This window comes from Streptomyces sp. NPDC040432, from assembly GCF_055595445.1.
Map to the genome: position 1 here is coordinate 700,933 of NZ_JBVIVP010000001.1, position 13,426 is coordinate 714,358.

A 13,426-nucleotide genomic window follows, 5' to 3' on the forward strand; every position below is an offset into this window, starting at 1 on the left:
CCGGGGTCTCAACGGACCGCCGGGAGCTCCTCGCGCGCCGGCAGGTCGGAGCCGGTCGTCCGGTCGGCCGACTTCGCGGCGGCCGGGGCCGGCGGCACCGGCGTGGCGTGCGGGGCGCACGTCACGTCCTTGGCGTCGACCTTGCCGGTCAGCAGGTAGGTGTCGACCCGCGTGTTGATGCAGGGGTTCACCAGGCTGGTGACGCCGTGCGAACCGGCGTTCTTCTCGGTGATCAGGCGCGAGCCCGCCAGCCGCTTGTGCAGCGAGACCGCACCCTTGTACGGGGTGGCGGCGTCCCGCTCGGACTGGACGATCAGCACCGGCGGCAGACCGCGCTTGGCACCGACCTCGATCGGGGTGCTCTGCTTGGACTTCCAGGTCGCGCAGGGCAGGTTCATCCATGCGTTGGACCAGGTCAGGAACGGGTACTTCTGGTGCAGCTTGGTGTTGTCGCGGTCCCACTTGGCCCAGCTGGTGGGCCACTTGGCGTCGGCGCACTCCACGGCGGTGTAGACGGCGTTGCCGTTCTCCGACGCCGCGTTGCCCACCGTGTCGGACATGTCCGGGGCGATCGCGTCGACCAGCGCCTGCGTGTCACCCGCGAGGTACGCGCTCCAGGTCTGGGCGACGGGCACCCAGGAGGAGTCGTAGTACGGGGCGCCCTGGAAGAAGCCGATCAGCTCGGCCGGGCCGACGACACCGCCGATGGGGTTGGCCTTCGCGGCGGCGCGCAGTTCCTGGTACTTCGCCTCGACCTTGGCGCGGGTGTCACCGATGTGGAAGACGCTGTCGTTCTTGGCGACCCAGTCCTGCCAGTCGTTCCAACGCATCTGGAAGGCGACGTCCTGGCCCAGGTTGGCCTCGTACCAGATGTTGTCCCGGTCGGGGTCGACCACGCTGTCGACGATCATGCGGCGCACGTGGGTGGGGAACAGGGTGGCGTAGACCCCACCCAGGTAGGTGCCGTAGGAGACGCCGAGGAAGTTCAGCTTCTGCTCGCCGAGGGCAGCCCGGATGACGTCCAGGTCGCGCGCGGTGTTGGGGGTGGTCATGTGCGGCAGCATCTCGCCGCTGCGCTCCTTGCAGCCGTCCGCGTACTCGGCGGCGAGCTTGCGCTGGGCGCGCTTGTCGGCCTCGTTGGAGGGGACCGGGTCGGCCTTCGGAGCCTTCACGAACTCCTGGGGGTCGACGCACGAGATCGGCGCGGAGTGCCCGACGCCGCGGGGGTCGAAGCCGACGAAGTCGTAGGCCTTCGAGGTGTTCACCCACAGCGGGCTCTTGGTGGTGACCCGACGCGGGAAGCGCATGCCGGAGCCGCCGGGGCCGCCCGGGTTGTAGACGAGGGCGCCCTGACGCTCCTCCTTGGTCCCGGTGCTGACGGCACGGTCGACGGCCAGGTCGATGGTCTTGCCGAAGGGCTTCGTGTAGTCGAGCGGAACCTTGACCCAGCCGCACTGGATCGGCTTCTCGAAGCCCCAGTCGGCGGGACAGTCCTTCCAGTCGATGCCGGTCCGCGCGGCGCGCGCGGCGGCGATCCGTACCCCGGCCGCCTCGGCGGATCCGTTGTCACGGCCGGCCGGAGCCGCCGTGGCGGGCGTCGCGAGCAACAGGCCTGCGGCCAGTGCGCCGGTGACGAGAGTGGCGGCGCTCCCCAGCGCCGCGGTACGTATCACGTGGTGGTTCCCCTTGCGTAGGTGCCGCCATGGGCGGCCGGTCGGTCTGCCTCGATCTTGGGGTGCAAGGGGATCCTGCTGCCTGGCTCCTACCCGGCGACAGTGCCCGGGCCCGTTCTTTGCCAACCCGATAACCGGAGAGGCCTGTACCGCTGACCGGTGCCGGGTGTCGACGATCCTCGAAGGTGACCTGCCGTCACCAACCGTACGTGCGGCAGGCGGCGTCCAGGACCTCGCGCAGCCGCAGCGCGTCGGGGGCCAGCGCCGACACCAGTACGGCCGGGCCGGCCAGCGGGGTGACCACGGCGAACTCCCCCAGGACCGCGGCCGCAGGCGGAGCCGCGGCGAACGCCGGGTCGACGACCAGCAGCTGGCCGAGCGTCCGGTGACCGGCGAGTCCCGCCGGCCCGTCCCAGCCGCCGGGCGCACCGGGGCCGCAGGCGGTGTCCTGATCCAGCAGCGGACGGCCGTCCCGGGTGACGGTGAGCCGGCTGCGCAGCAGGCCGGGATCCTCGCCGCTCCGGCCCAGCACCTGTTCCTCCCGCAGCACCAGCCGGGCGGCCGGCGCCAGTTCGGCACGGGTGCGCACGCGCAGGTCGCTGCCGCGCACGGAGACCAGCTGCTCCGGGAGCCAGCGCACCGCGGCGTCCCCGGCGAGGGTCAGCCGTACGTCGTACCGCGCGGGCTCGCCGCCCCGGCCGGGCAGGGCCAGGGTGGCGGCCGCCGAACGCACGGCGAGGCGCGCGCCGGGTCCCGCCGCCGCCTCGACCGTGAGGTGATCACCGCCGAGGGGGGCGCTCATCGCCCCGACCAGCATCACCTCGGCCTCGTCCCCGGCGCCCCGGATGCGGCGCAGCGCGAGCGGCCCCTCCCCCGAGAGGAGCGGCAGGGCGGTGCCGCCCCTGCCGTCGGCGACGGCCTCGATCCGGGCGGTGGCCGACAGGCCCGCGGCGGGTGGGGCGGTCGGGGGCGCCGGGGGCGGGGTGACGGCGGGCGCGGGGGTCACCGTACGATCCAGGCCGCGATCCGCTCGCGCACCCAGGCCGCCACGGGGGCCACGCCCTCGGGGCCGCGCAGGGACTGGAAGGTGACGGGCAGGTCGCCGCGCTGCTCGGCCGCGTCGCGGGCCATCCGGCCGAGGTCGGAGCCGACGTGCGGCGCGAGGTCGGTCTTGTTCACGACCAGCAGGTCGGCGGTGGTGACCCCGGGCCCTCCCTTGCGGGGGATGTCGTCGCCCCCGGCCACGTCGATGACGAAGATCTGGGCGTCGACCAGACCCCGGGAGAAAGTGGCGGTCAGGTTGTCCCCGCCGGACTCGACGAGGATCAGGTCGAGGGGACCGCTGTGCAGGAAGGCCTCCTCCAGTTCCTCCACGGCCTCCAGGTTGGCGGAGATGTCGTCGCGGATCGCGGTGTGCGGGCAGGCCCCCGTTTCGACGGCGGCGATCCGCTCGGGCGGCAGTACCGCCTCGCGGAGCAGGAACTCGGCGTCCTCCCGCGTGTAGATGTCGTTGGTGACGACGGCCATGGACAGTTCGGTGCGCAGGCTGCGGCAGAGGGCGGCGACGGTGGCGGTCTTCCCGGAGCCGACGGGCCCGCCGAGGCCGATCCGCAGGGCGCGCCTGCTGCCGTCGGCCCGTAGCGGGTCGGCGCTGTGGGTGTGCCGGTGGTTCGGGATCACGTCGTGGTCGAGGTGCATGGGGGCTCCTTCGGAAGTGGTCAGGAAGCGAAGAGGCGTACGGGCCAGGCGGCATGGGCCTCGGCGGTGATGTCCAGCAGGATCGAGGAGGCGGCGGGCAGTGCCCCCGGGCCCCGGGTGCGGGCCAGCAGGGCGGCTTCGGCCGCCCGCGCGGCCACCGCGTCCAACTCGGGGGCCAGCCGGGCCAACACCCCGCTCGCCTCGAAGGGGTCCAATCCCAGCAGCCGTACGGTCGCGGTGGCGGGCCCGCTGACGCTCTCGTACGCCGCCACGTGCGCGGCCTCCAGCGGTCCGAGCCCGGCCGCCCCGGCGGCGACCCCCAGTACCACCGGCTGGTGCGCCCCGCGCGGGAAGGCTGCGGCCAGCGCGTCCAGCGCGGGGTCGGGCCAGGTGGCGCGGGCGGCCCGCAGGAGTTGCCGCCCCAGGCGCCGCGCCGCGGTGCGCAGTGCGGGCGAGGGGGTGCGGGCGTCGGCGGCCTCGTCGAGCGCTGCGGGGTCGAGTCCGAGGGCCGCGGCTGCGGCCAGCCCGGCACCCGTGAGGCCGGTGGTGTGCAGCCGGCCCCGGCAGAACGCGGCCAGGGTGGTGGCGTCGTGGATGCGGCCGGCCTTGCAGGCCGCCTCCGCCCCGCCGGAGTGCGCGTGCCCTCCGGCGGGGAAGCGGCCGTCGGCGAGGACCAGCAGTGCGGCGAGACTCACCTCGGGAGCTCCCGCGTCGTCGTGTGGCGTCCCATCAGAACAGGAAGTAGCGCTGGGCCATGGGGAGTTCCCGGGCCGGTGCGGGTTCCACGGCCTCGCCGTCGATGGTGACGGTGAAGGTGTCGGCGTCGACCTCGACCCTCGGCATGGCGTCGTTGTTGCGCATGTCCGCCTTGCCCACCTTGCGGGTGCTCTCGATCGCCACGAACTCCTTGACGAGGCCGAGCCGTTCGGGGAGTCCGTCGTCGAGCGCGGCCTGCGAGGTGAAGTTGAGGGAGTTCAGTGCGGGCGCCCTTCCCCGGCCGCCGAACATGGGCCGGGGCAGTACGGGCTGGGGGGTGGGGATCGAGGCGTTCGCGTCGCCCATCTGGGCGTGGGCGATCTGGCCGCCCTTGATGACGACGTCGGGCTTCACCCCGAAGAAGGCGGGGTCCCACAGCACCAGGTCGGCGAGTTTGCCGGGTTCGACCGAGCCGACGTCGCGGGCGATCCCCTGGGCGACGGCCGGGTTGATCGTGTACTTGGCGACGTAGCGGCGGGCCCGGTGGTTGTCGGCGGGGCCGTCGCCGGGCAGGAAGCCGCGGCGCTTCTTCATCACGTGGGCGGTCTGCCAGGTGCGCATGACCACTTCGCCGACCCGCCCCATGGCCTGGGAGTCGGAGGAGATGATGGAGATGGCCCCGAGGTCGTGCAGGACGTCCTCGGCGGCGATGGTCGACGGTCTGATCCGCGATTCGGCGAAGGCGAGGTCCTCGGGAACGGCCGGGTTGAGGTGGTGGCAGACCATCAGCATGTCGAGGTGTTCCTCGACGGTGTTGACGGTGTGCGGCCGGGTCGGGTTGGTGGAGCTGGGCAGGATGTTGGGCTCGGAGACTACGGTGATGATGTCGGGGGCGTGCCCGCCGCCCGCGCCCTCGGTGTGGTACGAGTGGATGGACCGACCGGCGATGGCGGCGAGCGTGTCGGCGACGAATCCGGCCTCGTTGAGGGTGTCCGTGTGGATCGCGACCTGGGCGCCGGTCTCCTCGCAGACGGTCAGGCAGGCGTCGATCACGGCGGGCGTGGATCCCCAGTCCTCGTGGAGCTTGAAACCGAGTGCTCCGCCGCGCAGTTGGGAGTACATGCCCTCGCGGGACATGGTGTTGCCCTTGCCGAGCAGCCCGATGTTGACGGGGTAGCCCTCCAGCGCGGCGAACATCCGGGCGAGGTGCCAGGGTCCGGGGGTGACGGTCGTGGCCTTGGAGCCCTCGGCGGGGCCGGTACCGCCGCCGACGAGGGTGGTGATCCCCGAGGCGAGGGCCTCGTCGATGACGGTCGGGGAGATGAAGTGCACGTGCGCGTCGATGGCGCCGGCGGTGACGATCTTCCCGTTGCCCGCGATGATCTCGGTCTCGGGTCCGATGACCAGGGCCGGGTCCACCCCGTCCATGGTGTCGGGGTTGCCCGCCTTGCCGAGGGCGCTGACACGGCCGTCCCGGATGCCGATGTCGGCCTTGACGATGCCCCAGTGGTCGAGGATCAGCGCCCCCGTGATCACCGTGTCGGCGGCTCCCTCCGCGCGGGTGGCGCGGGACTGGCCCATGGATTCGCGGATGACCTTCCCACCGCCGAAGACGGCCTCGTCGCCGGAACCGGCGGGACCGGCGCTGAGGTCCTGTTCGATCTCCACGATGAGGTCGGTGTCGGCGAGCCGGATCCGGTCGCCGACCGTCGGCCCGAACAGTCGGGCGTACACCTGGCGCGACAGCTCAGCCATCGAGCGGCCCCCCGGTCTCGCCGCGCAGTCCGGGCACCTGCCTGAGGCCACCGAGCGGTACGAGTTCCACGGCGATCGGGATGCCCGGCTCGAAGCGGACGGCGGTTCCGGCAGCGACGTTGAGGCGCAGTCCGTGCGCGGCCCGCCGGTCGAAGTCGAGGCCGGGGTTGGCCTCGGCGAAGTGGTAGTGCGAGCCGACCTGGACGGGTCGGTCGGCGGCGTTGAGCACGGTGACGCGGGTGACGGGCCGGCCTTCGTTGAGGCGCACCGGACCGTCCCCGTAGGCGATTTCCCCCGGGATCATGCGGGCACTCCCTCTCAGACGATCGGGTCGTGGACGGTGACGAGCTTGGTGCCGTCCGGGAAGGTCGCCTCCACCTGGACGTCGTGGATCATCTCGGGGATCCCCTCCATGACCTCGTCGCGCCGCAGGACGGTCCGGCCGGAGCTCATCAGCTCGGCCACGGTCCGTCCGTCACGGGCCCCTTCGAGGAGGTGCGAGGTGATGAGGGCGATGGCTTCGGGGTGGTTCAGCAGGAGCCCGCGCCCCCTCCGCTTCTCGGCCACGTCGGCGGCGACGTGGATGAGAAGCCGCTCTTGTTCATGTGGTGTCAGTCGCACACGTATCACCAAGCTTCCAGGACATGATCAACATCGCGCCGGGACGACCGTAGTCGTCTTCAACGCTTTGTTGACCTGTGCATATCCGTGCCAAGCAGGTCTTGCCCAACGCGGGGAGAGGCTTTCCGTCCCCATCACCGTCGCTTTGCCGGGCCATGGGTGATCATTGACGGAAGACCGAGGGCCCCACGGTAGGGCTCGCGCTTTTCGGCCGCGTTAACCCACGTTTCGACGAGGCAACCGATGGCGACCGGGAGACCCGACGGACCGGCTTCCGTATACGGCCGGGGCGCCGGGAGCGGGGAGGGGTGTTCCTCGACCCGGTCCGGCGCATCGCAACGGACGTCCCAACCCATGGCGGGGCGCGGTGGATCCGGTCAGCACCCCCGGGCCGCGCCGGCCGCCGGAGCGCCGACGGGTTGCCAGGGCAGCGCGATCCACACGGTCTTCCCGCCGTCCTCGGTCGGGCTGACCGACAGCCGGCCGCCCGCCTCGGCGGCCAGCCAGCGGATGATGACCATGCCGCGGCCGTTGTCCTGCTGGACGGCGGCCGGGAGCCGCTTGGGCCAGCGGGGATGACTGTCCGTCACACCGATGCGCAGCCATTCCTCGCGCTCCAGGCGGACGTCGACCGTGAAGGTGGGTGACTGGCCGAAGGTGTGTTGGACGGAGTTGGTGGCGAGTTCGGAGACGATCAGCCGGACGGTGTCCGCGATGACGGCGTCCGCGGGCAGGCCCCATCCGCTCAGCACCTCCCCCACGTAGCGGCGGGCGGTGGCGACCGATACCGGATCGCTCGGCAGAGTGACGGATGCTTCCTGGTGATCTGCCATGGCGACGTCCCTTTCCCACCGGGACGGAGCCGCCCCGGATCTACGCTGAGCGCCAGAGTGCCACCCATCGTGCCGTCGAATCCGGAGATCCCCCAAGATATGCATATATCTGTCGCTCGATGCGGTGAACTCGGCTACGGAAGAGCGTATTTGGACGGCAGACTGGTGCGAGCTGTGCCGGTGGAAGGAGAGCGGGTATGCAGCACGGTCCGGCAGTGCGTCGGCGCAAGCTCGGCGAGGAACTGCGTGCCCTACGCGACCGGTCCGGGCTCACCAGCGGTGAGGTTGCCCGGATCGTGGGATGGCACCAGTCAAAAATCAGCCGCATCGAAACCGGTCGCAGCGGCGTGAAGGCGGAGGACATCCGGCTGCTCCTGGACGCCTACGGCGAGGTGGTGAGCGTGCAGCAGCGGGCGCTGCTGGAGGCGCTGGGAGCCTCGGCGGCCGGTCCCGCCGCGGGCACGGACACCGGGCGGGGCCGCCAGTGGTGGCACGACTACCGGGGCCTGCTGCCGCAGGAGTACCGGGACTTCATCAGCCTGGAGGCGGGGGCGCGCGCCGCCCGGACCGTGGAACTCTCCGTGGTCCCGGGCCTGTTGCAGACGCCGGACTACGCGCGGGCCGTGACCCGGGCCGCGCTCGGGGGGTTGCCGGAGCCCAAGGTGGACGCGCTGGTCGACGTACGGCTGGCACGGCAGACGGTCCTGCGGGCGGATCCGCCGCTGGAGCTGAGCGCGGTGCTGGACGAGGCGGTGCTGCGCCGACAGATCGGGGGGCCGGGGGTGATGGAGGAACAGTTGGGGCACCTGGTGGAGGTGGCGCGACTGCCCCAAGTGCGGCTACAGGTGCTGCCGTTCAGCGTGGGGGGACATCTCGGCCTCACCGGACCGTTCGTAATTTTCTCATTTCCGAGCATCGCCGATCTCGATGTGGTGGTACTCGACCATTTGACGAGTAGCCTCTATCTGGAGCGGAAGGAAGACCTGGACGCGTACAGCGCCGCGTTCCGCACCATCCAGGCGCACGCCCTCCCGCCCCGTGACTCGTCGGATCTCATCAGCTCTATCGCTGACGACGCGTAAGGAGGCACTCCCGTGTCCGCAACCCCCTTATCCACCGGCGGACTTCTGAACAGCGCGCGGTGGCGGCGGAGCAGCCGCAGCACCGGAATGAACAACTGTGTGGAGGCGGCCGCCCTCAGTAGCGGCCTGCTGGCCGTCCGCGACTCCAAACGGACGGACGGCCCGGCCGTGCTCTTCACCGGACCGGCCTGGGACGGCTTCCTCGCGTCCGTACGGTCGGACGGGCTCGGCTAGCCCGACGCCACATTCACAACACGCCCTGGTCCCGGGTCACCCGCAGGTCGGTGGCCCCCGCCGGAGCGGTCCGCAGGATCGTCTCCACGGCCCGACCGATCTCGTCCCCCGTGAGATCGGCGCGCGCCGTCAGCCGCAGCCGGGAAATGCCGTCCGGCACGGACGGCGGCCGGAAGCACCCCACGGACAGACCTGCCTCGCGGCAATCGGCGGCCCAGCGCAGTGCCTCCGAGGCCGACGGGGACCGTACCGACACCACGGCCGCGTCCGGCCGGGCCGCGGTCAGGCCGGACGCGGTGAGCCGCTCGTACAGCAGGGCGGCCACCTCCCGGGCCCGATCCGCGCGCTGCGGCTCCCGCCGGAGCAGCCGCAGGCCCGCCAGTGCCGCGCCCGTGGCGGCCGGGGCCAGCCCGGTGTCGAAGATGAACGTCCTCGCGGTGTTGATCAGGTGCCGGATCACCTTGGCCGGCCCCAGCACGGCGCCGCCCTGGCTGCCCAGGGACTTCGAGAGGGTGACCGTCGCGACCACGTCCGACGCACCCGCGAGGCCCGCCGCGTGCAGCGCGCCGCGGCCGCCCTCGCCCAACACCCCGAGCCCGTGGGCGTCGTCCACGACCAACGCCGCGCCCTCGGCCCGGCAGACCGCGGCGTACGCGGCGAGCGGGGCGGCGTCGCCGTCGACGGAGAACACCGAGTCGCTGACCAGCAGCGCCCGCCCGGCGTGCGCGGCGAGGGTCTTGAGCGCGGCATCCGGCTCCCCGTGCGGGATGACCGCGACCTCGGCGCGCGAGAGGCGGCAGCCGTCGACGATCGAGGCGTGGTTGCCGGCGTCGGAGACGACGAGGGTGCCGCGGTCGCTGAGCGCCGTCACGGCGGCCAGGTTCGCAGCATAACCGGACGAAAGGACCAGAGCCGCCTCGAAGCCGCAGAACGCCGCCAGTTCCCGCTCAAGCTCAGCATGGAGCTCGGTCGTGCCCGTGACGAGACGGGACCCGGTCGCTCCCGCTCCCCAACGCTCCGCCGCCTCGCGCGCGCCCCGGACGGTCTCGGGATGCCGGGACAGGCCCAGATAGTCGTTGCTCGCCAGGTCGAGCAGCGGGGAGGAGGCCGGACGCGGCCGCAGGGTCCGGACCAGCCCGGCCCGCTCACGGGCCCGTTCGGCTTCGTCGATCCAGGTGAAGACGTCCGGGCGCTCGGAAGCGTGCTCAGGCATCGGCGGGTCCTCGATTTTTGTCGGCAGTCCACAGATCAGAAAGACCCTAGCCGCAGCACCCCGTGCGCCAGGTGTGGCGATACACACACTCCGTTCCGGCCATGTTGTTCATTCTCTCCTTGGCCGGGAGTGGTCGCGTGGTTCAGGATCAGCCTCATGGACCTGCTGAACACCTTGGTGGAAAAGGGACTGCGGCGCGAGCTGCCGACCCGCGAAGAGGCACTCGCCGTGCTGGCGACCTCTGACGACGACCTGCTCGACGTGGTGGCCGCGGCCGGCAAGGTGCGCCGCCAGTGGTTCGGCCGTCGGGTCAAGCTGAACTACCTGGTCAACCTGAAGTCCGGCCTCTGTCCCGAGGACTGCTCGTACTGTTCCCAGCGGCTGGGATCGAAGGCCGAGATCCTCAAGTACACGTGGCTGAAGCCGGAGGAGGCCTCGGAGGCCGCGGCGGCGGGCGTCGCCGGCGGCGCCAAGCGGGTCTGCCTGGTGGCCAGCGGCCGCGGCCCGACCGACCGCGACGTGGACCGCGTCGGCAGGACGATCGCCGCCATCAAGGAGCAGAACGAGGGCGTCGAGGTCTGCGCCTGCCTCGGTCTGCTCTCCGACGGTCAGGCCGAGCGGCTGCGCGACGCGGGTGCCGACGCCTACAACCACAACCTCAACACCTCCGAGGCCACCTACGGCCAGATCACCAAGACCCACACGTACGCGGACCGCGTCGACACCGTGCAGAAGGCCCACGCGGCGGGCCTGTCGGCCTGCTCGGGCCTGATCGCGGGCATGGGCGAGAGCGACGAGGACCTCGTCGACGTCGTCTACTCGTTGCGCGAGCTCGACCCCGACTCGGTGCCGGTCAACTTCCTGATCCCGTTCGAGGGCACCCCGCTGGCCAAGGAGTGGAACCTCACCCCGCAGCGCGCCCTGCGGATCCTGGCGATGGTGCGCTTCGTCTGCCCCGACGTCGAGGTCCGGCTGGCGGGCGGACGCGAGGTCCACCTGCGGACCATGCAGCCGCTGGCGCTGCACCTGGTCAACTCGATCTTCCTCGGCGACTACCTCACCAGTGAGGGCCAGGCGGGCCAGGCCGACCTCGACATGATCGCGGACGCCGGTTTCGAGGTGGAGGGCGCCGGGACGACGACCCTCCCGAAGCACCGCTCCGACGTCGCCGGCGCGGCTGCCGCGGTCTCCTCGGGCAGCCCCTGCGGCTCCGGCGGCGGGTCCGTCTGCGGGTCCGGGTCCGCCCCGGCGTCCGCTTCCGGTGCGGCCGAGGCCGGCTGCGGTTCCGCCTGCGGTGGCTGCTCGGGGCACGCCGAGCCCGCCGCGGCCGTCGACACCGTTGACGCGGCGCCCGCGCAGGCGGCGGCCGGTGAGGTGCGTCCGGGCCTGGTGACCGTCCGCCGGCGTGGCACGGGAACGGATATCGCCCCCAATGCCTGAGGCGAACCACCCGCACCACCGGCCCGACCCGCTGCCGGCCTCCGAGCTCCTTGCGCTCGACCGGCAGCACGTCTGGCACCCGTACGGTCCGATGCCGGGGCGACAGGAACCCCTCGTCGTCGCCTCGGCCTCGGGCGTCCGGCTGCGGCTGGGCGCCCCGGCGGAGGGCCGGGACGAGCTCGTGGACGGCATGTCCTCCTGGTGGTCGGCCATCCACGGCTACAACCACCCGGTGCTGAACGAGGCCGCGACGGCCCAACTCGGCAAGATGTCACACGTGATGTTCGGTGGGCTCACCCACGAGCCCGCCGTCCGGCTCGCGGCCAAGCTGGTCGAGATCACCCCGGCGGGACTGGAGCACGTCTTTCTCTCGGACTCCGGCTCGGTGTCCGTCGAGGTCGCCGTCAAGATGTGCCTCCAGTACTGGCGTTCCCTCGGGCACACCGGCAAGACCAGGCTGCTGACCTGGCGCGGCGGCTACCACGGCGACACCTGGCAACCCATGGCCGTCTGCGATCCCGAGGGCGGGATGCACGAGCTGTGGCAGGGACACCTGCCGCGACAGGTCTTCGCGGACGCCCCACCCGGGGACTTCGACACCCCCGTGGACCCGGCGTACGCCGCCCACCTGCGGGCCCTCATCGCCGAACACGCCGATCAGCTGGCGGCCGTCATCGTGGAACCGGTCGTGCAGGGCGCGGGCGGCATGCGCTTCCACCATCCGGACCACCTGCGGGTACTGCGCGAACTCTGCGACGAGTACGACGTCCTGCTGATCCTGGACGAGATCGCCACCGGCTTCGGCCGCACGGGCGCCCTGTTCGCCGCCGACCACGCGGGGATCACCCCGGACGTCATGTGCCTCGGCAAGTCGCTGACCGGCGGCTACCTCACCCTCGCGGCGACGCTGTGCACCTCCCGCGTCGCCGACGGCATCTCGCGCGGGGAGGTCCCGGTGCTCGCGCACGGACCGACCTTCATGGGCAACCCCCTGGCCACCGCGGTCGCGCTGGCCTCGATCGACCTCCTGCTCGCGCAGGACTGGACGACCGAGGTCAAACGCATCGAGGCCGGTCTGCGCGAGGGCCTGGCCCCGGCCGCCGACCTGCCCGGTGTCCGGGACGTACGGGTGCTGGGCGCGATCGGCGTGGTCCAACTCACGCACGACGTCGACATCGCCGCCGCCACCCGGGCCGCGGTCCGGGAAGGCGCCTGGCTGCGCCCCTTCCGCGACCTGATCTACACGATGCCGCCGTTCGTGACCGACGACGCGGACGTGGCCCGCATCTGCCGTGCGGTCGTCGCGGCCGCACGGGAAGGCTGAGGACGACATGTCCATCCTCATCGTGTCCGGCACGGGCACCGAGATCGGCAAGACGGTGGTCACCTCCGCGATCGCCGCGGCCGCGGTGACCGCCGGCCTCTCCGTGGCGGTGCTCAAGCCGGCGCAGACCGGGGTCGGCCCGGACGAACCCGGGGACGCCGCCGAGGCCGTACGCCTCGCCGGACCGTCGGTGACCGCCCTCGAACTCGCCCGCTACCCGGAACCGTTGGCTCCGGACACCGCCGCACGCCGGTCCGGCCTGCCGGCCCTCTCCCCCGCCGAGATCGCCGGAGCGGCGGAGCGCCTCGCCTCCCACCACGACCTCGTCCTGGTGGAGGGCGCGGGCGGGCTGCTCGTACGCTTCGATCCCGACGGCCACACCCTGGCCGACACGGCCCGGCTGCTGTCGGCGCCGGTGCTCGTGGTGGCACCCGCCGGACTCGGCACGCTCAACGCCACCACCCTGACCGTCGAGGCCCTGCACGCCCGGGCCCTGACACCGCTCGGTGTGGTCGTCGGCAGCTGGCCCGCCGACCCCGACCTGGCGTCCCGCTGCAACCTCGCCGACCTCCCCGCGTCCGCCGGGATCCCGCTCCTCGGTGCCGTGCCCGGCTCGTCCGGCACGCTGGCCCCGGCCCGTTTCCGCGAAGCGGCCCCCACCTGGCTGGCCCCGCCCCTGCACGGAACGTGGGACGCCGCCCCGTTCATGACCCGCTGGGCCCCGGCCCCACCGGACCCGTCCCGAGGCTGACGACAGCGGCGGCGTGGGTGGGCGCGTCCCGGCCGCTTTGGTCGCGGAGCGGTTTCGCGGCCTGCCCTGGTGGGGAACAGCCCGGCAGCGCAGGCGCACCCGTGTC

At 72.4% G+C, this 13,426-nt stretch carries 14 protein-coding genes; 5 read left to right on the top strand and 9 right to left on the bottom strand.

The window, feature by feature from the left end:
- Window positions 1-8: 8 nt before the first annotated feature.
- The 8 genes from ACZ58N_RS03170 to ACZ58N_RS03205 all read right to left on the bottom strand — a co-directional run bounded on the left by ACZ58N_RS03170 (window position 9) and on the right by ACZ58N_RS03205 (window position 7,276).
- A complete protein-coding gene (locus tag ACZ58N_RS03170) occupies window positions 9-1,673 on the bottom strand; it encodes an alpha/beta hydrolase (RefSeq protein WP_471154926.1) in 1,665 nt (554 codons plus the stop codon).
- 196 nt (window positions 1,674-1,869) lie between these two features.
- Entirely contained in the window at window positions 1,870-2,679 is an 810-nt protein-coding gene (locus ACZ58N_RS03175; protein ID WP_471154928.1) for an urease accessory protein UreD, read from the bottom strand.
- The gene (gene ureG, locus ACZ58N_RS03180) at window positions 2,676-3,371 is read right to left on the bottom strand and encodes an urease accessory protein UreG (RefSeq protein ID WP_471154930.1); all 696 of its coding nucleotides are present in this window, start codon (window positions 3,369-3,371) and stop codon (window positions 2,676-2,678) included. Before ureG ends, ACZ58N_RS03175 begins: the two co-directional genes overlap by 4 nt.
- Before the next feature lie 20 nt (window positions 3,372-3,391).
- Complete coding sequence (locus tag ACZ58N_RS03185; protein WP_471154933.1) at window positions 3,392-4,066, bottom strand: urease accessory protein UreF; 675 nt, start codon at window positions 4,064-4,066, stop codon at window positions 3,392-3,394.
- A 34-nt stretch (window positions 4,067-4,100) separates the two neighbouring features.
- Window positions 4,101-5,822 (bottom strand): urease subunit alpha, encoded by a 1,722-nt coding sequence (locus tag ACZ58N_RS03190; RefSeq protein ID WP_471154935.1) that lies wholly within the window; start codon window positions 5,820-5,822, stop codon window positions 4,101-4,103.
- On the bottom strand, window positions 5,815-6,126 hold the full coding sequence (locus ACZ58N_RS03195) for an urease subunit beta (RefSeq protein ID WP_471154938.1): 312 nt from the start codon (window positions 6,124-6,126) through the stop codon (window positions 5,815-5,817). The genes ACZ58N_RS03190 and ACZ58N_RS03195 overlap by 8 nt, the downstream gene beginning before the upstream one ends.
- 14 nt (window positions 6,127-6,140) lie before the next feature.
- Entirely contained in the window at window positions 6,141-6,443 is a 303-nt protein-coding gene (locus tag ACZ58N_RS03200; RefSeq protein ID WP_471154940.1) for an urease subunit gamma, read from the bottom strand.
- A 377-nt stretch (window positions 6,444-6,820) separates the two neighbouring features.
- Entirely contained in the window at window positions 6,821-7,276 is a 456-nt protein-coding gene (locus tag ACZ58N_RS03205; protein ID WP_471154942.1) for an ATP-binding protein, read from the bottom strand.
- Between the two features lie 197 nt (window positions 7,277-7,473).
- Between ACZ58N_RS03205 and ACZ58N_RS03210 the strand changes: the two genes are divergently transcribed.
- Window positions 7,474-8,358: a helix-turn-helix domain-containing protein gene (locus ACZ58N_RS03210; protein ID WP_471154945.1), complete on the top strand. Its 885-nt coding sequence runs from the start codon at window positions 7,474-7,476 to the stop codon at window positions 8,356-8,358.
- 12 nt (window positions 8,359-8,370) lie between these two features.
- Complete coding sequence (locus tag ACZ58N_RS03215) at window positions 8,371-8,592, top strand: DUF397 domain-containing protein (RefSeq protein ID WP_471154947.1); 222 nt, start codon at window positions 8,371-8,373, stop codon at window positions 8,590-8,592.
- A 13-nt stretch (window positions 8,593-8,605) separates the two neighbouring features.
- On the opposite strand, the gene ACZ58N_RS03220 is transcribed toward ACZ58N_RS03215, so the two are convergent.
- The gene (locus ACZ58N_RS03220; RefSeq protein WP_471154949.1) at window positions 8,606-9,805 is read right to left on the bottom strand and encodes an 8-amino-7-oxononanoate synthase; all 1,200 of its coding nucleotides are present in this window, start codon (window positions 9,803-9,805) and stop codon (window positions 8,606-8,608) included.
- Window positions 9,806-9,961: 156 nt separating this feature from the next.
- Here ACZ58N_RS03220 and bioB point away from each other — a divergent pair, with 156 nt between their 5' ends.
- From bioB to bioD, 3 genes are read left to right on the top strand one after another with little or no spacing between them, the layout of a single operon-like run.
- Window positions 9,962-11,245 (top strand): biotin synthase BioB, encoded by a 1,284-nt coding sequence (gene bioB, locus ACZ58N_RS03225; RefSeq protein WP_471154952.1) that lies wholly within the window; start codon window positions 9,962-9,964, stop codon window positions 11,243-11,245.
- Window positions 11,238-12,569: an adenosylmethionine--8-amino-7-oxononanoate transaminase gene (locus tag ACZ58N_RS03230; RefSeq protein ID WP_471154954.1), complete on the top strand. Its 1,332-nt coding sequence runs from the start codon at window positions 11,238-11,240 to the stop codon at window positions 12,567-12,569. The genes bioB and ACZ58N_RS03230 overlap by 8 nt, the downstream gene beginning before the upstream one ends.
- Before the next feature lie 7 nt (window positions 12,570-12,576).
- Entirely contained in the window at window positions 12,577-13,320 is a 744-nt protein-coding gene (gene bioD / locus ACZ58N_RS03235) for a dethiobiotin synthase (protein ID WP_471154956.1), read from the top strand.
- The last annotated feature ends 106 nt before the right edge of the window (window positions 13,321-13,426 follow it).

What these genes read in the sequence shown, in the direction of transcription:
- ureG (WP_471154930.1), bottom strand. Translation starts at nt 3,371, where the DNA reads ATGCACCTCGACCACGACGTGATCCCGAACCACCGGCACACCCACAGC.
- ACZ58N_RS03190 (WP_471154935.1), bottom strand. Translation starts at nt 5,822, where the DNA reads ATGGCTGAGCTGTCGCGCCAGGTGTACGCCCGACTGTTCGGGCCGACG.
- ACZ58N_RS03195 (WP_471154938.1), bottom strand. Translation starts at nt 6,126, where the DNA reads ATGATCCCGGGGGAAATCGCCTACGGGGACGGTCCGGTGCGCCTCAAC.
- ACZ58N_RS03205 (WP_471154942.1), bottom strand. Translation starts at nt 7,276, where the DNA reads ATGGCAGATCACCAGGAAGCATCCGTCACTCTGCCGAGCGATCCGGTA.
- ACZ58N_RS03210 (WP_471154945.1), top strand. Translation starts at nt 7,474, where the DNA reads ATGCAGCACGGTCCGGCAGTGCGTCGGCGCAAGCTCGGCGAGGAACTG.
- ACZ58N_RS03220 (WP_471154949.1), bottom strand. Translation starts at nt 9,805, where the DNA reads ATGCCTGAGCACGCTTCCGAGCGCCCGGACGTCTTCACCTGGATCGAC.
- bioB (WP_471154952.1), top strand. Translation starts at nt 9,962, where the DNA reads ATGGACCTGCTGAACACCTTGGTGGAAAAGGGACTGCGGCGCGAGCTG.
- ACZ58N_RS03230 (WP_471154954.1), top strand. Translation starts at nt 11,238, where the DNA reads ATGCCTGAGGCGAACCACCCGCACCACCGGCCCGACCCGCTGCCGGCC.
- bioD (WP_471154956.1), top strand. Translation starts at nt 12,577, where the DNA reads ATGTCCATCCTCATCGTGTCCGGCACGGGCACCGAGATCGGCAAGACG.